Raw genomic sequence first — 17,505 nt, 5'->3', positions numbered from 1 at the left:
GTTCTTTATTATTTTCTGCAATGTTGCTCCGTTGGCAAGAATATGAAAATAAAGAGGATTGCAAAAACACAAGTGAATCAGTGTATTGGTAGCTAGAAAGCCAAGGGCGGTAGCGTGCCTGGCTGCCTGAAGATGAGCCTCAATTATTCTGTCAATAGCCTGTGGGCGAAAGCCGATTTTTTAGGACTGATGCCAGTTAAATTCCTGGTCAATTAACTGCAAGGTAAATATGAACAGGTGAAGTCGCTATTTAAATTGCACAGGATAATTACTCTACCAAAGTGATAAATAATCAATGATGAAATCCAAAATGAAATTGATGCCATTATTGGTGTCGGTAGCCCTGATCAGTGGGTGCACAGTACTTCCGGGCAGCAATATGTCTACGATGGGAAAAGATGTCATCAAACAACAGGACGCTGATTTTGATCTCGACCGAATGGTGAATGTCTATCCGTTAACCCCACGTTTGGTTGAACAATTACGCCCGCGACCCAACGTGGCGCAGCCCAATATGTCGCTAGACCAGGAGATCGCCAGCTACCAGTACCGGGTCGGTGCAGGCGACGTGCTGAATGTGACCGTCTGGGACCACCCGGAACTGACCACGCCAGCGGGGCAATATCGCAGCTCCAGCGACGCCGGTAACTGGGTACAACCCGATGGCACCATGTTTTATCCCTACATTGGCAAAGTCAGCGTGGTCGGAAAAACGCTGGGTGAAATCCGTAGTGATATTACCGGGCGCTTAGCGAAGTACATTGCTGACCCGCAGGTGGACGTTAATATCGCCGCTTTCCGCTCGCAGAAGGCCTATGTCTCCGGGCAGGTGAATAAATCGGGCCAGCAGGCGATCACCAACGTTCCTCTGACCGTCCTCGACGCCATCAATGCCGCAGGCGGTCTGACGGACGCCGCCGACTGGCGCAATGTGGTGCTGACCCATAAAGGGCAGGAGCAGCGCATTTCTCTGCAGGCGCTGATGCAAAACGGCGATCTCAGTCAAAACCGACTGCTGTACCCCGGGGACATTCTGTTTGTGCCGCGCAATGACGATCTGAAAGTCTTCGTAATGGGCGAAGTGAAGAAACAGAGCACCCTCAAAATGGACTTCAGCGGTATGACGCTGACCGAAGCGCTGGGTACGGCGGAAGGCATCGACCTGACGACCTCCAACGCCAGCGGCATCTTTGTGATCCGTCCGCTGAAAGGCGAGGGCGGGCGTAACGGCAAGATTGCCAATATCTATCAGCTTGATATGTCCGATGCCACCTCTCTGGTGATGGCGACGGAATTCCGTCTGCAACCTTACGACGTGGTGTATGTCACGACCGCGCCGGTGGCTCGCTGGAACCGTCTGATCAATCAGTTGCTGCCGACCATTAGCGGTGTCCGTTACATGACGGATACGGCCAGCGACATTCACACCTGGTAATCGTCATGTTTAACAAAATCTTAGTTGTCTGCGTGGGGAACATTTGCCGTTCCCCAACGGCAGAACGTTTGCTGAAAAGTTATCACCCCGCGCTGACGGTGGAATCCGCCGGTTTGGGGGCGCTGTCTGGTCATGGGGCCGACCCGGCGGCATTCAGCGTCGCGGCGGCGCATAACCTCTCTCTGGAAGGGCACTGCGCGCGTCAGATTTCCGGCCGTATGTGCCGCGACTATGACCTGATTCTGGCCATGGAGAAACGCCATATTGCCCGGTTGTGCGAGATGGCGCCGGAGATGCGCGGCAAAGTGATGTTGTTTGGTCATTGGGATAGTGAACGTGAAATACCCGATCCGTATCGCAAAAGTCGTGATGCGTTTGAAGCGGTGTACTCACTCCTTGAACGGTCTGCCCGCCAGTGGGCGCAGGCACTGAATGCAGGGCAGGGAAAACAATGACAGAAAAAGTAAAACAGTCTGCGGCACCGGTAACGGGCAATGATGAGATTGATATCGGTCGTCTGGTGGGGACCGTGATTGAGGCGCGCTGGTGGGTGCTTGGCATCACGGCGGCGTTTGCGCTGTGCGCCAGTATCTACACCCTCTTCGCCACGCCTATCTACAGTGCCGATGCGCTGGTGCAGATTGAGCAAAATAACGGTAACTCACTGGTCCAGGATATTGGCTCGGCGCTGTCGAATAAACCGCCAGCATCAGATGCAGAAATCCAGCTTATTCAGTCACGCCTGGTGCTGGGAAAGACGGTGGACGATTTGGATCTGGATATCGCCGTCACCAAAAACAGCTTTCCGCTGTTTGGCTCCGGGTGGGATCGCCTGATGGGGCGTCAGAATGACACGGTAAAAGTGACCACGTTCACCCGCCCGAAAGCGATGAATGAGCAGGTGTTTACCTTGCACGTGCTGACCGACAAAAGCTACGAACTGACCAGCGACGGCGGTTTTAGCGCTCGGGGTCAGGTGGGACAGTCGCTGAGCAAAGAGGGGGTGACCCTGAACGTTAGCGCGATTCATGCCGCGCCAGACAGCGAATTCACGGTGACGAAATTCTCCACCCTGGGGATGATCAACACGTTGCAAAACAACCTGACGGTGACGGAAAACGGGAAAGATACGGGCGTATTAAGCCTCAGTTTTACCGGGGAAGACAGAGAGCAGATCCGCGACATTCTCAACAGCATCACCCGCAACTATCTGCAGCAAAATGTTGCGCGCAAATCTGAAGAGGCGGCAAAAAGCCTGGCGTTCCTGGCGAAACAGTTGCCTGAAGTGCGTGACCGTCTGGACATCGCAGAGAACAAACTGAACGCCTTCCGTCAGGATAAAGACTCGGTCGATTTGCCGCTGGAAGCGAAAGCGGTGCTGGATTCGATGGTTAACATCGACGCCCAGTTGAACGAACTGACCTTCAAAGAGGCGGAAATCTCCAAGCTGTACACCAAAGTGCATCCGGCTTACCGCACATTGCTGGAAAAACGCAAGGCGCTGGAAGAGGAAAAAAACAAGCTGAATGGCCGCGTGACGGCGATGCCGAAAACGCAGCAGGAAATTGTCCGTCTGACGCGTGACGTGGAATCCGGCCAGCAGGTCTATATGCAACTGCTGAATAAACAGCAGGAGCTGAAAATCACGGAAGCCAGCACGGTAGGCGATGTCAGGATCGTCGACCCGGCCATCGCACAGCCCGGCGTGCTGAAGCCGAAGAAAGCGCTGATTATTCTCGGCAGCATTATTCTTGGCCTGATGCTTTCTATCGTTGGCGTTCTGCTGCGCGCCTTGCTTAATCGGGGGATTGAAAGCCCGCAGGCGCTGGAAGAGAACGGGATCAGCGTTTATGCCAGCATTCCGCTGTCGGAGTGGCAAAAAGCGCACGATAACGTCAAAACCGTTAAAGGCGTTAAGCGCTACAAGCAGAGCCAGTTGCTGGCGGTGGGCAATCCCACTGACCTGGCCGTTGAAGCGGTACGTAGCCTGCGCACCAGTCTGCACTTCGCCATGATGCAGGCGCAAAACAATGTGCTGATGCTCACCGGCGTGAGTCCTTCCATCGGCAAAACGTTTGTCTGCGCCAACCTGGCGGCGGTCATCAGCCAGACCCATAAACGGGTACTGCTGATCGACTGTGACATGCGCAAGGGCTACACCCATGAGCTGCTCGGCACCAATAACGTGAATGGGCTGTCCGATATTCTGGCGGGAAAAGGGGAGGTAGCCAGCAGTGCGAAGCCGACCTCTATCCCGAATTTCGACCTTGTTCCGCGTGGGCAAGTCCCGCCGAACCCTTCCGAGCTGTTGATGAACGAACGTTTTGGCGAGCTGATTCGCTGGGCCAGCGCGAACTATGACCTGGTGCTGATTGATACGCCGCCAATCCTGGCGGTGACTGACGCCGCCATTGTAGGGCGTCATGCCGGTACCACGCTGATGGTGGCGCGTTACGCCGTCAACACGCTGAAAGAGGTGGAAACCAGCCTGAGCCGCTTTGAACAAAATGGGGTCCCGGTCAAAGGCGTGATCCTCAACTCCATATTCCGCCGGGCTTCCGGATACCAGGATTACGGCTACTACGAATACGAGTACACGTCGGATTCAAAATAAAAAATCGTGAGTGGCCTGCTAATTCAGTAGGCCTGATAAGCAAAGCGCCATCAGGCATAGCTGCCGGATGGCGGCGTAAACGCCTTATCCGGCCTACACGCTGTGCCATCAGGCAAAACTTCCCTGGAAACGAGCATGAAAACAGACAACCCATTGATTTCAATTTATATGCCAACCTGGAACCGGCAACAGCTCGCCATCCGGGCGATTAAATCGGTATTGCGCCAGGATTATCGTCACTGGGAGATGATCATCGTGGATGATTGTTCCACCTCGTGGGAACAGTTGCAGAAATTTGTGGAAGGGCTGAACGATCCTCGGGTGCGCTATATTCACAACGACGTCAACTCCGGTGCCTGCGCCGTGCGCAACCAGGCCATCATGCAGGCCAATGGCGCCTACATCACCGGAATTGATGATGATGATGAATGGACGCCGAACCGTCTGAGTGTCTTCCTTGAACACGCGCATCAACTGGTGACGCACGCCTTTTTATATGCCAACGACTATGTCTGTGAGGGCGAGGTCTACTCGCAGCCTGCCAGTTTGCCGCTGTACCCTAAATCGCCGTACTCGCGTCGTTTGTTCTACAAACGCAACATTATTGGTAATCAGGTGTTTACCGGAGCATGGCGTTTTAAAGAGTGCCTGTTCGATACGTCGCTTTCGGCGGCGCAGGATTATGACATTTTTCTGCGCATGGTCGTCGAATACGGCGAGCCGTGGAAAGTGGAAGAGGCGACGCAAATTCTGCACATCAATCACGGCGAGATGCAGATCACCTCATCGCCGAAAAAATTCTCCGGCTACTTTCATTTTTACCGCAAGCACAAAGACAAATTCGACCGGGCCAGCAAAAAGTACCAGCTGTTTACGTTGTATCAGATCCGCAATAAGCGCATGACATGGCGCACGTTGCTGACGCTCTTATCCGTCCGTAACAGCAAACGGCTGGCCGACGGACTGCGGGGGCGCTAAGCATGCTGGAAGATCTACGCGCAAACAGCTGGAGCCTGCGTCCGTGCTGCATGGTACTGGCGTACCGTATCGCCCATTTCTGCTCCGTCTGGCGCAAAAAGAATGTACTGAACAATCTGTGGGCGGCACCGGTACTGGTGCTGTATCGCATCATCACTGAAGGCTTTTTCGGTTATGAGATACAAGCCGCGGCCACCATTGGCCGCCGATTCACCATCCACCACGGTTATGCGGTGGTGATTAACAAACATGTGGTGGCGGGCGACGATTTTACCCTTCGTCACGGCGTCACTATCGGTAATCGCGGTGCTGACAATATGGCCTGCCCGGTGATTGGCAACGGCGTGGAGCTGGGTGCCAATGTCATTCTGCTCGGTGGCATCACCATTGGCCATAACGTGACGATTGGCGCAGGCAGCGTCGTGCTCGACACCATCCCGGACAACGCGCTGGTGGTGGGGGAGAAAGCGCGCGTGAGGATCATCAAATGAACATTCTGCAATTTAATGTACGGCTGGCGGAAGGCGGCGCGGCAGGCGTGGCGTTAGATCTTCACCAGCGCGCGCTGCAAAAAGGGCTGGCCTCTCGCTTTGTGTACGGCTATGGCAAAGGCGGTAAGAAAAGCGTTAGTCACCACTGCTACCCGCACGTCATCAAGCACACTCCGCGTCTGACCTCAATGGTGAACATTGCGCTGTTTCGTGTGTTCAATCGCGATCTGTTCGGCAATCTGAATAATGTATACCGCAGCGTAACCCGCACACCTGGCCCCGTGGTGCTGCATTTTCATGTGTTGCACAGTTACTGGCTGAATCTTGCTGAGGTGGTGGCGTTCTGCGAAAAGGTCACAAACCACAAGCCCGACGTGACGCTGGTGTGGACGCTGCACGATCACTGGAGCGTCACCGGACGCTGCGCCTTTACCGACGGCTGTGAGGGGTGGAAGTCTGGCTGCCAGAAGTGCCCAACACTCAATAACTATCCGCCGGTTAACGTGGATCGCGCGCATGATCTGGTGAACGAAAAGCGCCAGCTGTTTCGTGAAATGCTGGCGCTGGGCTGCCAGTTTATCTCTCCCAGCCAGCATGTGGCACAGGCCTTCAATAGTCTGTATGGCGCAGGACGTTGCCGGGTCATCAATAACGGTATTGATGTGGCAACCGAAGCGATTCTCTCAACGTTGCCTCCGGTCGTTGAAACCCAGGGGCGTCCGAAAATTGCCATTGTCGCGCACGACTTACGTTATGACGGCAAAACAAATCAACGGTTGATTCGCGAACTGATAGCGCTGGGCGACAAGGTGGAACTGCACACCTTCGGTAAGTTTTCGCCATTCGAAGGGGCAAACGTCATCAACCACGGTTTTGAAACAGATAAAGGGAAACTGATGAGCGCCCTTAACCAGATGGATGCGCTGCTGTTCAGTTCCCGGGTCGACAACTATCCGCTGATCCTCTGCGAGGCGCTGTCCATCGGTGTCCCGGTTATCGCGACCCACAGCGAGGCCGCGCGGGAAGTCTTGCAAAAATCAGGGGGGAAAACCTTCGCTGAAGAGGAGGTAATGCGGCTGGCGCAACTGAGCAAATCAGCGATTGCCAAGGCGGTATTCGGGAGCACACTGACCGCGTTTCGTGAACGCAGCCGTGCGGCGTACAGTGGAGATCAGATGCTGGAGGAGTATGTCTCGTTCTATCAGAATCTGTAGTTATCTACTGCTGCCGCTTATCTATCTGTTGGTTAACGTCAAAATTGCGCAGCTGGGCGAAAGTTTTCCCATCACCATCGTCACCTTTCTGCCGGTTCTGCTGTTGTTATTTGTAGAACGCATCAACATAAAAAAACTGATGATCGCGTTAGGTGTAGGAGCAGGGTTGACGGCGTTTAACTATCTGTTTGGTCAGTCGCTGGATGCCAGCAAGTACGTGACATCAACCCTGCTGTTTGTCTATATCGTCATCATTATTGGCATGGTCTGGAGCATTCGCTTCAAAACGATTTCACCGCACAACTACCGTAAGATCCTGCGCTTTTTCTACCGGGTAGTGGCGCTGGTGGTATTGCTCGCCGCGGCTGAAATGGCGCAGATCATTCTCACCGGCGGCAGCAGTTTAATGGAAGGAATTTCGAAATATCTTATTTACAGTAATAGCTATGTTCTGAATTTTATTAAATTCGGGGGTAAGCGAACGACAGCACTGTATTTCGAACCCGCATTTTTTGCTCTGGCGTTAATCTCAATTTGGCTCAGTATCAAACAGTTTGGTATCAAAACACCTAAAACTGATGCTATGATTCTGGCAGGGATAATATTGTCAGGATCGTTTTCAGGGGTGATGACATTTATTCTGTTTTACTTGCTGGAGTGGGCGTTTCAGTATCTGAATAAGGATGCGATAAAGAAAAAATTACCACTGGCGATAATCTCATTAGCCGTGTTTTTGGTCGGTTTGATATTTGCATTTCCTTACATCTCGACCCGCCTCGATGATTTAGGTACTGAAGGCTCATCATCCTATTATCGTATTATCGGTCCGTTAGTGATGGTGGGTTATTCGTTGAGCCATATTGATGGTGTTATCAGATTTGGCTCACTTTATGAATATGTTGCATCATTCGGAATTTTTAACGGTGCAGATGTCGGTAAAACAATAGACAATGGGTTGTATCTGCTGATTATTTATTTTTCCTGGTTCGCGGTGTTATTGACGCTGTGGTACATGTGGAAAGTCTTAAAAATGACATTAAATGCGTTTGGCGATAATCAGAATTTTCGGGTGCAGCTTTATCTTTTTACACCGGTGTCGCTGTTTTTTACCGGTTCGATATTTAGTCCGGAATATGCATTTTTAATTGTGTGTCCGTTTATTTTGCGCAAAGCGCTTAGTGTCTGAGTCATCAGGCGCAATGTTACGAGGTCATTCACATGTTGCTCAGTATTATCACCGTCGCCTTTCGTAATCGGGAAGGTATCGTCAGAACGCATGCGTCGTTAGCGCATCTGGCACAGGCGAAGGAGCTCAGCTTCGAGTGGATCGTGGTGGATGGTGGGTCAAACGATGGAACCCGTGAATTTCTCGAAAATCTGAACGGGGATTACCACTTACGCTTTGTCAGCGAGCCGGATAACGGTATCTATGATGCGATGAACAAAGGGATTGAGATGGCGCGCGGTCGCTTTGCGCTGTTCCTCAACTCTGGCGATATTTTTCATCCACAGGCTGCCCGTTTCGTCCGCCAGCTGCAATCGCAAAAAGATGACCGGATGATTACCGGCGACGCGCTGCTGGATTTTGGCGATGGTCATAAAATAAAACGTAGCGCGAAACCCGGTTGGTATATTTATCACAGCTTACCGGCGAGCCATCAGGCGATATTTTTTCCGGTGAGCGGTCTGAAAGTTTGCCGATATGATCTGCAATATAAGGTTTCTTCCGATTATGCCCTGGCCGCCAGAATGTATAAGGGCGGATACGCCTTTAAAAAACTGAACGGTCTGGTGTCTGAATTTTCAATGGGTGGGGTGTCTACGACGAATAATCTGGAATTATGCCAGGACGCGAAAAAAGTGCAGCGCCAGATACTACGCGTGCCGGGTTTTTGGGCTGAATTGTCATGGCACTTACGCCTGCGCACAACAGGTAAAACGAAGACCTTATATAACAAAACGTAAATATAAGGAGATGTGATGCAGGATCTCAGTGGTTTTTCTGTGCCAAAAGGGTTCCGGGGCGGCAATGCCATCAAAGTGCAATTATGGTGGGCAGTACAGGCGACATTATTTGCGTGGTCGCCACAGGTGATGTATCGCTGGCGTGCATTTTTATTACGCTTATTTGGCGCAAAAATCGGAAAAAACGCAGTAATTAGACCGTCAGTAAAAATTACCTACCCGTGGAAATTAACCCTGGGAGATTACGCCTGGGTCGGGGATGACGCGGTTTTATATACGCTGGGTGATATTACGATAGGTGCGCATTCTGTTATTTCACAGAAAAGTTATTTGTGCACCGGGAGTCACGATCACCGCAGTCAACATTTTGATATTAACGCCACACCGATTGTGATTGGCGAGAAATGCTGGCTGGCGACGGATGTTTTCGTTGCCCCTGGCATCACCATCGGCGATGGCACCGTGGTCGGTGCGCGCAGCAGTGTTTTTAAGTCGCTACCGGCAAACGTGATTTGTCGTGGCAATCCGGCAGTGGTGATACGCGAACGCGTTCAGGCTGAATAATTTCTAATAAGTACAGAAGGAAAACAGACATGTCAAAAGTCGCTCTCATTACTGGCGTCACCGGGCAGGACGGTTCTTACCTGGCGGAGCTTCTCCTGGAGAAGGGTTACGAGGTGCACGGTATCAAGCGCCGCGCTTCGTCGTTCAACACCGAGCGTGTGGATCACATCTATCAGGACCCACACGCCAGCAACCCAAAATTCCATCTGCACTACGGTGATCTGACTGATTCCTCCAACCTGACGCGCATTCTGCAGGAAGTGCAGCCCGATGAAGTCTACAACCTGGGGGCGATGAGCCACGTCGCGGTGTCCTTTGAATCGCCGGAATACACCGCTGACGTCGATGCGATGGGGACGCTGCGCCTGCTGGAAGCAATCCGCTTCCTCGGTCTGGAAAAGAAAACGCGTTTCTATCAGGCCTCTACCTCTGAGCTGTATGGCCTGGTGCAGGAAATCCCGCAGAAAGAGACCACGCCGTTCTATCCGCGTTCTCCGTATGCGGTGGCCAAACTGTACGCCTACTGGATCACCGTAAACTACCGTGAATCTTACGGGATCTACGCCTGTAACGGCATTTTGTTTAACCATGAATCGCCGCGCCGTGGCGAAACCTTCGTGACCCGCAAAATTACCCGCGCGATCGCCAATATCGCCCAGGGCCTGGAGTCATGCCTGTACCTCGGCAATATGGACTCCTTGCGTGACTGGGGCCACGCCAAAGACTACGTCAAAATGCAGTGGATGATGCTGCAGCAGGAGAAACCGGAAGACTTCGTCATCGCCACCGGTGTGCAGTACTCCGTGCGTCAGTTCGTTGAAATGGCGGCAGGGCAACTGGGGATCAAACTGCGTTTCGAAGGGGAAGGCGTAGACGAGAAAGGCATCGTTGTCTCCGTGACCGGTCATGATGCGCCGGGCGTTAAAGCGGGTGATGTGATTGTGGCGGTTGACCCGCGTTATTTCCGCCCTGCGGAAGTGGAAACCCTGCTGGGCGATCCTTCCCGCGCGCACCAAAAACTGGGCTGGAAGCCGGAGATTACCCTGCAGCAGATGGTGTCAGAGATGGTCGCAAACGATCTGGAAGCGGCGAAGAAGCACTCACTGCTGAAATCTCATGGTTACGAGGTTGCCATCGCGCTGGAGTCCTGAGGATGATGAAACAACGTATTTTTGTGGCGGGCCATCGCGGGATGGTGGGCTCTGCCATTGTCAGACAACTGGAACAGCGCGGCGATGTGGAACTGGTATTGCGCACCCGCGACGAGCTGAATCTGCTGGATAGCAAAGCGGTGCAGGCGTTCTTTGCCGACGCGCGCCTCGATCAGGTGTATCTGGCGGCGGCAAAGGTGGGCGGTATTGTGGCGAACAACACGTACCCGGCTGATTTCATTTATGAAAACATGATGATAGAGAGCAATATCATCCACGCCGCGCATTTGCATAACGTCAATAAACTGCTGTTCCTCGGCTCATCCTGCATTTATCCAAAACTGGCGACACAGCCGATGGCGGAGAGCGAACTGTTGCAGGGAACGCTTGAGCCGACCAACGAGCCGTACGCCATCGCCAAGATTGCCGGGATCAAGCTGTGCGAATCCTATAACCGCCAGTATCACCGCGACTATCGTTCGGTGATGCCGACCAATCTGTACGGTTCGCATGACAACTTCCATCCGAGCAATTCGCACGTGATCCCGGCGCTGCTACGTCGTTTCCATGAGGCGACGGTACAGAATGCGGCGGATGTGGTGGTGTGGGGCAGCGGTACGCCGATGCGCGAATTTCTGCACGTGGATGATATGGCGGCTGCCAGCATCCATGTTATGGAACTCGACCGCGAAGTCTGGCAGGAGAATACCCAGCCGATGCTGTCGCACATCAACGTCGGTACCGGCGTGGATTGCACCATTCGCGAACTGGCGCAAACCATCGCGAAGGTGGTGGGCTACAAAGGTCGCGTGGTATTTGACGCCACGCAACCGGATGGCACCCCGCGCAAACTGCTCGATGTAACCCGTCTGCACCAGCTTGGTTGGTATCACGAGATTTCGCTGGAAGCGGGCCTTGCCAGCACGTACCAGTGGTTCCTTGAGAACCAGCACCGGTTTCGGGGGTAAGCATGTTTTTACGTCAGGACGATTTTGCCACCGTGGTGCGCTCCACACCGTTGATTTCCATTGATCTGATCGTGGAAAACGCGCGGGGAGAATGTCTGCTGGGCAAACGCCTCAACCGGCCCGCACAGGGCGACTGGTTTGTGCCCGGCGGTCGGGTGCAAAAAGATGAGCCGCTGCACGCGGCCTTCGAACGCCTGACGCAGGCTGAACTGGGCTTACGTTTGCCGATGTCCGCTGGCGAATTTTATGGTGTCTGGCAGCACTTCTATGACGATAACTTCTCGGAAGAGACATTCTCGACGCATTACGTTGTGCTCGGTTTTCGACTGCGCGTTCAGGAAGCCGACCTTCAGTTACCGGATGCCCAGCACGATGCATACCGTTGGATGACGCCAGCGGCGCTGCTGGCAAGCGACGACGTGCATGACAACACTCGCGCCTATTTTATGCCGGAACGCCAGGCTGGGGTGCCGGGCTTATGAAAATTTTGGTGTATGGCATCAACTACTCACCAGAACTGACCGGCATTGGTAAGTACACCAGCGAGATGGTGGAGTGGATGGCGCGTGAAGGCCATGAGGTTCGGGTGATTACCGCGCCGCCTTACTACCCGCAATGGAAAGTCGGCGAGCGCTACTCCAGCTGGCGTTACCGCCGGGAAGAGGGCGATGCCACCGTCTGGCGCTGCCCGCTGTACGTACCAGCGCAACCGTCAACGCTGAAGCGCCTGCTGCATTTGGGCAGCTTTGCGCTGAGCAGCTTTTTCCCGTTACTGGCGCAACGTCGCTGGAAGCCGGATCGCATCATTGGCGTGGTGCCCACGCTGTTTTGCACGCCGGGGATGCGTCTGCTGGCGAAACTCTCCGGCGCACGCACGCTGCTGCATATTCAGGATTACGAAGTGGACGCGATGCTCGGCCTGGGGCTGGCCGGGAAAGGCAAGCGCGGTAAGGTTGCCAGACTGGCAACGGCGTTTGAACGTAGCGGCCTGCATCACGTTGACAACGTCTCCACCATTTCCCGCTCAATGATGAATAAAGCGCAGGAGAAAGGGGTGGCGGCAGAGAAGATCATTTTCTTTCCAAACTGGTCGGAAGTTGCCCGTTTTCGCGACGTTTGCGACGACGATGTCCGCACACTGCGCGCACAGCTTGAACTGCCGCTTGATCGCAAAATCATTCTTTACTCCGGCAACATTGGCGAAAAACAGGGGCTGGAAAACGTGATTGCTGCGGCGGAACAACTGCGTGAGCTGCCGCTGTTGTTTGCGATTGTCGGTCAGGGTGGCGGCAAAGCGCGGCTGGAAAAAATGGCCCGCGAACGCGGCCTGGAAAACATCAAATTCTTCCCGCTGCAGCCTTACGCCGCGTTACCTGCGCTGCTGAAAATGGGCGACTGCCATCTGGTGGTGCAAAAGCGCGGCGCGGCGGACGCAGTTCTGCCCTCCAAGCTGACCAATATTCTGGCGGTGGGCGGCAATGCGGTGATTACCGCAGAAGCGGGGACCGAGCTGGGGCAGCTCTGCGACAGCTATCCGGGCATCGCCGTTTGCGTAGAGCCCGAATCGGTCGACGCGCTGGTGAGCGGTATTACGCAAGCGCTCGCCATGCCTGAAAACAACACGGTGGCACGTGACTATGCCGAACGCACGCTCGATAAAGAGAACGTGTTACGTCAATTTATTGCAGATATTCGGGATTAAATAATGAATCAGACCAAACTCTATCCGGTCGTGATGGCGGGTGGCTCCGGTAGCCGCTTATGGCCGCTTTCCCGCGTACTTTATCCAAAACAGTTTTTATGCCTGAAGGGCGATCTCACGATGTTGCAAACGACCATTTGTCGTCTGAACGGCGTGGAGTGCGAAAGCCCGGTGGTGATTTGTAATGAACAACACCGCTTTATCGTCGCGGAACAACTGCGACAGCTGAACAAGCTGACCGAGAATATCATTCTCGAACCGGCAGGGCGTAATACCGCCCCTGCAATTGCGCTGGCGGCGCTGGCGGCAACCCGTCACAGCCCGGAGAACGACCCGTTGATGCTGGTGCTGGCGGCCGATCATGTGATTGCCGATGAAGAGGCGTTCCGCACGGCGGTGCGCAACGCGATGCCGTATGCCGACGCGGGCAAACTGGTGACGTTTGGGATCGTGCCGGATCTGCCGGAAACCGGCTATGGCTATATTCGTCGCGGCAATGTCACTCCTGGTAAGCACGATGCCGTGGCTTTTGACGTCGCGCAATTTGTCGAGAAACCCGATCTCGAGACCGCGCAGTCGTGGGTGGCAAGCGGCGACTACTACTGGAACAGCGGGATGTTCCTGTTTCGCGCCGGGCGTTATCTGGAGGAGTTGAAAAAATACCGTCCCGATATTTTTGACGCCTGTGAGAAAGCGATGAGCGCCGTTGACCCCGATCTTGATTTTATCCGCGTGGAGGAAGAGGCGTTTCTCGCCTGCCCGGAAGAGTCGGTCGATTACGCGGTGATGGAACACACGGCGGATGCCGTTGTTCTCCCGATGGACGCGGGCTGGAGCGATGTGGGGTCGTGGTCTTCGCTGTGGGAAATCAGCGCGCATACGGCGGAAGGCAATGTCCACCATGGCGATGTGATCAGCCACAAAACCGAGAACAGCTATGTGTATGCCGAATCCGGTCTGGTCACCACGGTGGGTGTGAAGGATTTGGTGGTTGTGCAGACCAAAGATGCTGTGCTGATTGCTGACCGTAACGCGGTACAGGATGTGAAAAAAGTGGTGGAACAGATCAAAGCTGACGGACGCCACGAGCACCATATTCACCGCGAAGTGTACCGTCCGTGGGGCAAATACGATTCCATCGACGCGGGCGACCGCTACCAGGTGAAACGGATCACCGTGAAGCCGGGCGAAGGGCTTTCCGTTCAGATGCACCATCACCGCGCCGAACACTGGGTTGTGGTGGCAGGTACCGCAAAAGTCACCATTGATGGTGATATCAAACTGCTCGGTGAAAACGAGTCTGTCTACATTCCTCTGGGGGCGACCCACTGCCTGGAGAATCCGGGAAAAATTCCGCTCGATTTAATCGAAGTGCGCTCCGGCTCGTATCTCGAAGAGGACGACGTGGTGCGGTTTGAGGATCGCTACGGGCGGATGTAGCGCCTTTATTGTGCCCGGTGGCGCTGCGCTTACCGGGCCTACAGTTCGGTAGGCCGGATAAGCGAAGCGCCATCCGGCAAATAACGACAAAGATAATTTTTGGCCATTAACGGGTCAGGGCTAACTGTTGCCTGAAGAAGGGTAAAAACATGACGAAATTAACCTGTTTCAAAGCCTACGACATTCGCGGCAGGCTGGGCGAAGAGCTTAACGAAGACATCGCATGGCGCATTGGTCGCGCTTATGGCGAATTTCTGAAACCGAAAACGGTCGTGCTGGGCGGCGACGTCCGTCTGACAAGCCAGGCACTAAAACTGGCGCTGGCGAAAGGGTTGCAGGATGCCGGCGTTGACGTGCTGGACATTGGTCTGTCTGGCACCGAAGAGATCTATTTCGCCACTTTCCACCTCGGCGTGGATGGCGGTATCGAAGTGACGGCCAGCCACAACCCGTTGGACTACAACGGCATGAAGCTGGTGCGTGAGGGCGCCCGGCCGATCAGCGGCGACACGGGGCTGCACGATATCCAGCGTCTGGCCGAGAGCAATGACTTCCCGCCGGTGAATGACGCCAAGCGCGGGAGTTATAAACAGATCTCCCTGCGTGACGCCTATATCGATCATCTGTTCGGCTACATCAACGTCAACAACATCACCCCGCTGAAACTGGTAATTAACTCCGGTAACGGTGCGGCGGGTCCGGTGGTGGATGCCATCGAAACCCGTTTTAAAACGCGCGGCGTGCCGGTTGAGTTTATCAAAGTCCACAATACGCCGGACGGCAATTTCCCGAACGGGATACCGAATCCGCTGCTGCCAGAGTGTCGTGCGGATACCCGCAACGCGGTGATTGAGCATGACGCAGATATGGGTATTGCGTTTGACGGCGATTTCGACCGCTGCTTTTTCTTCGACCAGACAGGACAGTTTATCGAGGGCTACTACATCGTTGGCCTGCTGGCAGAGGCGTTTCTTGAGAAGCATCCGGGCGCAAAGATCATCCACGATCCGCGTCTTTCCTGGAACACCGTTGATGTGGTGACGGCGGCGGGCGGCACGCCGGTGATGTCAAAAACCGGCCACGCGTTCATCAAAGAACGGATGCGTCAGGAAGACGCCATCTACGGTGGCGAGATGAGCGCCCATCACTATTTCCGTGATTTTGCCTATTGCGACAGCGGGATGATCCCATGGCTGTTGGTGGCTGAACTGGTGTGTCTTAAAAGACAGTCGCTGGGCGAAATGGTGCGCGACCGGATGGTGGCGTTTCCGGCAAGTGGGGAGATCAACAGCCAACTGGCAGAGCCGGTATCGGCGATTGGCCGCGTTGAACAGCACTTTGCGGGCGAGGCGCTGGCGGTGGACAGAACCGATGGCATCAGCATGTCGTTTACCGACTGGCGTTTCAATTTGCGCTCGTCAAACACCGAGCCGGTGGTGCGCCTTAACGTTGAATCGCGTGGCGATATCCCGCTGATGGAAGCGCGAACGCGCACTCTGCTGGCGTTATTGAATCAGTAATGTCAGTGCTTCTCTTATCCAGTCAGGGAATGGCTGGATAAGGGCTAAGAACAGGAACAACGATGACAAATCTAAAAAAGCGCGAGCGAGCTAAAACCAATGCATCGTTAATCTCTATGGTGCAACGCTTTTCAGATATCACCCTCATGTTTGGCGGGCTGTGGGTCGTCTGCCAGGTGAGCGGCTTGCCATTTCTGTATATGCACCTGTTGGTGGCCTTAATTACGTTGGTGGTGTTCCAGATGCTGGGAGGCATAACGGATTTTTACCGCTCCTGGCGCGGGGTCAAAATTTCGACGGAACTGGCGCTGCTGCTGCGTAACTGGACGCTGAGCCTGGTGTTTAGCGCGGGTTTAATCGCTTTCAATAACGACGTTGAGAACCGTCCTGCCGTCTGGCTGGCGTGGTATCTGCTCTCAAGCGTTGGACTGGTGGTCTGCCGTTCGTTGATTCGTTACGGGGCAGGCTGGTTACGCCATCGTGGTTACAACAAACGGCGGGTGGCGGTGGCGGGCGATTTACCCGCTGGTCAGGCTCTGCTGGAGAGTTTTCGCAACGAACCGTGGCTGGGCTTTGAGGTGGTCGGTGTATATCACGACGCGAAACCGGGCGGCGTGTCATCTGACTGGGCGGGCAATCTGCGACAGCTGGTGGACGATGCCAAAGCGTCACGTATTCATAACGTTTATATCGCCATGTCGATGTGTGATGGCGCACGGGTGAAAAAGCTGGTGCGAGAACTGGCTGACACCACCTGCTCGGTGATCCTTATCCCTGACGTTTTCACCTTCAATATTTTGCACTCCCGCATCGAAGAGGTGAGTGGCGTGCCGGTGGTGCCGCTGTATGACACGCCGCTCTCAGGCATCAATCGTCTGCTTAAACGTGCCGAAGACATTGTGCTGGCGTCGCTGATTCTGTTGCTGATTTCTCCGGTGCTGTGCTGCATTGCACTGTCGGTCAAGCTGACGTCCCCCGGCCCGGTTATTTTCCGCCAGACGCGCTACGGCATGGATGGCAAACCAATCAAAGTGTGGAAATTTCGATCCATGAAAGTGATGGAAAACGACGCTGTGGTCACCCAGGCGACGCAAAACGACCCCCGCGTCACCCCCGTGGGTAACTTTCTGCGCCGCACATCGCTGGACGAGTTACCGCAGTTTATCAACGTGTTGACGGGCGGCATGTCTATCGTGGGGCCGCGTCCCCATGCGGTGGCGCACAACGAGCAGTATCGCCAGCTTATCGAGGGTTACATGCTGCGCCACAAGGTGAAACCGGGCATTACCGGCTGGGCGCAAATAAACGGCTGGCGCGGTGAGACTGACACCTTAGAGAAGATGGAAAAGCGGGTTGAGTTTGATCTTGAGTATATCCGCGAATGGAGTCTGTGGTTCGACATCAAGATCGTCTTCCTTACCGTGTTTAAGGGCTTTGTGAACAAAGCGGCTTACTGAGGAACG

Annotated in this window: 16 protein-coding genes; all 16 read left to right on the top strand. The window is 54.3% G+C overall.

Annotated features, from left to right (window positions below; genetic code table 11):
- Positions 1-295 precede the first annotated feature (295 nt).
- The gene (locus tag AC07UY_RS13525) at positions 296-1,435 is read left to right on the top strand and encodes a polysaccharide export protein (protein ID WP_192612742.1); all 1,140 of its coding nucleotides are present in this window, start codon (positions 296-298) and stop codon (positions 1,433-1,435) included.
- 5 nt (positions 1,436-1,440) lie between these two features.
- On the top strand, positions 1,441-1,890 hold the full coding sequence (wzb, locus tag AC07UY_RS13520; RefSeq protein ID WP_494660248.1) for a low molecular weight protein-tyrosine-phosphatase Wzb: 450 nt from the start codon (positions 1,441-1,443) through the stop codon (positions 1,888-1,890).
- Complete coding sequence (gene wzc / locus AC07UY_RS13515) at positions 1,887-4,049, top strand: tyrosine-protein kinase Wzc (protein WP_494701299.1); 2,163 nt, start codon at positions 1,887-1,889, stop codon at positions 4,047-4,049. Before wzb ends, wzc begins: the two co-directional genes overlap by 4 nt.
- Positions 4,050-4,184: 135 nt before the next feature.
- Positions 4,185-5,027 carry a colanic acid biosynthesis glycosyltransferase WcaA gene (wcaA, locus tag AC07UY_RS13510; protein WP_494701300.1) on the top strand — a complete coding sequence of 281 codons (843 nt, stop codon included), beginning with the start codon at positions 4,185-4,187 and terminating at the stop codon, positions 5,025-5,027.
- A gap of 2 nt (positions 5,028-5,029) precedes the next feature.
- Positions 5,030-5,518, top strand: coding sequence for a colanic acid biosynthesis acetyltransferase WcaB (wcaB, locus tag AC07UY_RS13505; protein ID WP_203360714.1), 489 nt, complete (start codon positions 5,030-5,032; stop codon positions 5,516-5,518).
- Positions 5,515-6,732, top strand: a complete 1,218-nt coding sequence (gene wcaC / locus AC07UY_RS13500) for a colanic acid biosynthesis glycosyltransferase WcaC (RefSeq protein ID WP_494701301.1) — start codon at positions 5,515-5,517, stop codon at positions 6,730-6,732. Before wcaB ends, wcaC begins: the two co-directional genes overlap by 4 nt.
- Positions 6,707-7,918 carry a colanic acid polymerase WcaD gene (wcaD, locus tag AC07UY_RS13495; protein ID WP_494701358.1) on the top strand — a complete coding sequence of 404 codons (1,212 nt, stop codon included), beginning with the start codon at positions 6,707-6,709 and terminating at the stop codon, positions 7,916-7,918. Before wcaC ends, wcaD begins: the two co-directional genes overlap by 26 nt.
- Positions 7,919-7,950: 32 nt before the next feature.
- The gene (wcaE, locus tag AC07UY_RS13490; RefSeq protein ID WP_494660252.1) at positions 7,951-8,697 is read left to right on the top strand and encodes a colanic acid biosynthesis glycosyltransferase WcaE; all 747 of its coding nucleotides are present in this window, start codon (positions 7,951-7,953) and stop codon (positions 8,695-8,697) included.
- A 15-nt stretch (positions 8,698-8,712) separates the two neighbouring features.
- Entirely contained in the window at positions 8,713-9,261 is a 549-nt protein-coding gene (gene wcaF / locus AC07UY_RS13485) for a colanic acid biosynthesis acetyltransferase WcaF (protein ID WP_494660253.1), read from the top strand.
- 29 nt (positions 9,262-9,290) lie between these two features.
- On the top strand, positions 9,291-10,412 hold the full coding sequence (gene gmd, locus AC07UY_RS13480; protein ID WP_162379951.1) for a GDP-mannose 4,6-dehydratase: 1,122 nt from the start codon (positions 9,291-9,293) through the stop codon (positions 10,410-10,412).
- Between the two features lie 2 nt (positions 10,413-10,414).
- Positions 10,415-11,380, top strand: coding sequence for a GDP-L-fucose synthase (gene fcl, locus AC07UY_RS13475; RefSeq protein WP_494660255.1), 966 nt, complete (start codon positions 10,415-10,417; stop codon positions 11,378-11,380).
- A 2-nt stretch (positions 11,381-11,382) separates the two neighbouring features.
- Entirely contained in the window at positions 11,383-11,862 is a 480-nt protein-coding gene (locus AC07UY_RS13470) for a GDP-mannose mannosyl hydrolase (RefSeq protein ID WP_494660256.1), read from the top strand.
- On the top strand, positions 11,859-13,082 hold the full coding sequence (gene wcaI, locus AC07UY_RS13465) for a colanic acid biosynthesis fucosyltransferase WcaI (RefSeq protein WP_494660257.1): 1,224 nt from the start codon (positions 11,859-11,861) through the stop codon (positions 13,080-13,082). Before AC07UY_RS13470 ends, wcaI begins: the two co-directional genes overlap by 4 nt.
- Positions 13,083-13,085: 3 nt before the next feature.
- Positions 13,086-14,522 carry a mannose-1-phosphate guanyltransferase gene (gene cpsB / locus AC07UY_RS13460; RefSeq protein ID WP_494660258.1) on the top strand — a complete coding sequence of 479 codons (1,437 nt, stop codon included), beginning with the start codon at positions 13,086-13,088 and terminating at the stop codon, positions 14,520-14,522.
- 149 nt (positions 14,523-14,671) lie between these two features.
- The gene (gene cpsG / locus AC07UY_RS13455) at positions 14,672-16,042 is read left to right on the top strand and encodes a colanic acid biosynthesis phosphomannomutase CpsG (RefSeq protein ID WP_494701302.1); all 1,371 of its coding nucleotides are present in this window, start codon (positions 14,672-14,674) and stop codon (positions 16,040-16,042) included.
- Between the two features lie 62 nt (positions 16,043-16,104).
- Complete coding sequence (gene wcaJ, locus AC07UY_RS13450) at positions 16,105-17,499, top strand: undecaprenyl-phosphate glucose phosphotransferase (RefSeq protein ID WP_494701303.1); 1,395 nt, start codon at positions 16,105-16,107, stop codon at positions 17,497-17,499.
- Positions 17,500-17,505: the final 6 nt, after the last annotated feature.

It is taken from the genome of Citrobacter sp. GW821-FHT02E08 (genome assembly GCF_059421685.1).
This window is presented reverse-complemented; position numbering and strand designations above follow the sequence as displayed.

Coding starts and splice junctions, on each gene's coding strand:
- AC07UY_RS13525 (WP_192612742.1), top strand. CDS start 296: ATGATGAAATCCAAAATGAAATTGATGCCATTATTGGTGTCGGTAGCC.
- wzb (WP_494660248.1), top strand. CDS start 1,441: ATGTTTAACAAAATCTTAGTTGTCTGCGTGGGGAACATTTGCCGTTCC.
- wzc (WP_494701299.1), top strand. CDS start 1,887: ATGACAGAAAAAGTAAAACAGTCTGCGGCACCGGTAACGGGCAATGAT.
- wcaA (WP_494701300.1), top strand. CDS start 4,185: ATGAAAACAGACAACCCATTGATTTCAATTTATATGCCAACCTGGAAC.
- wcaB (WP_203360714.1), top strand. CDS start 5,030: ATGCTGGAAGATCTACGCGCAAACAGCTGGAGCCTGCGTCCGTGCTGC.
- wcaC (WP_494701301.1), top strand. CDS start 5,515: ATGAACATTCTGCAATTTAATGTACGGCTGGCGGAAGGCGGCGCGGCA.
- wcaD (WP_494701358.1), top strand. CDS start 6,707: ATGTCTCGTTCTATCAGAATCTGTAGTTATCTACTGCTGCCGCTTATC.
- wcaE (WP_494660252.1), top strand. CDS start 7,951: ATGTTGCTCAGTATTATCACCGTCGCCTTTCGTAATCGGGAAGGTATC.
- wcaF (WP_494660253.1), top strand. CDS start 8,713: ATGCAGGATCTCAGTGGTTTTTCTGTGCCAAAAGGGTTCCGGGGCGGC.
- gmd (WP_162379951.1), top strand. CDS start 9,291: ATGTCAAAAGTCGCTCTCATTACTGGCGTCACCGGGCAGGACGGTTCT.
- fcl (WP_494660255.1), top strand. CDS start 10,415: ATGATGAAACAACGTATTTTTGTGGCGGGCCATCGCGGGATGGTGGGC.
- AC07UY_RS13470 (WP_494660256.1), top strand. CDS start 11,383: ATGTTTTTACGTCAGGACGATTTTGCCACCGTGGTGCGCTCCACACCG.
- wcaI (WP_494660257.1), top strand. CDS start 11,859: ATGAAAATTTTGGTGTATGGCATCAACTACTCACCAGAACTGACCGGC.
- cpsB (WP_494660258.1), top strand. CDS start 13,086: ATGAATCAGACCAAACTCTATCCGGTCGTGATGGCGGGTGGCTCCGGT.
- cpsG (WP_494701302.1), top strand. CDS start 14,672: ATGACGAAATTAACCTGTTTCAAAGCCTACGACATTCGCGGCAGGCTG.
- wcaJ (WP_494701303.1), top strand. CDS start 16,105: ATGACAAATCTAAAAAAGCGCGAGCGAGCTAAAACCAATGCATCGTTA.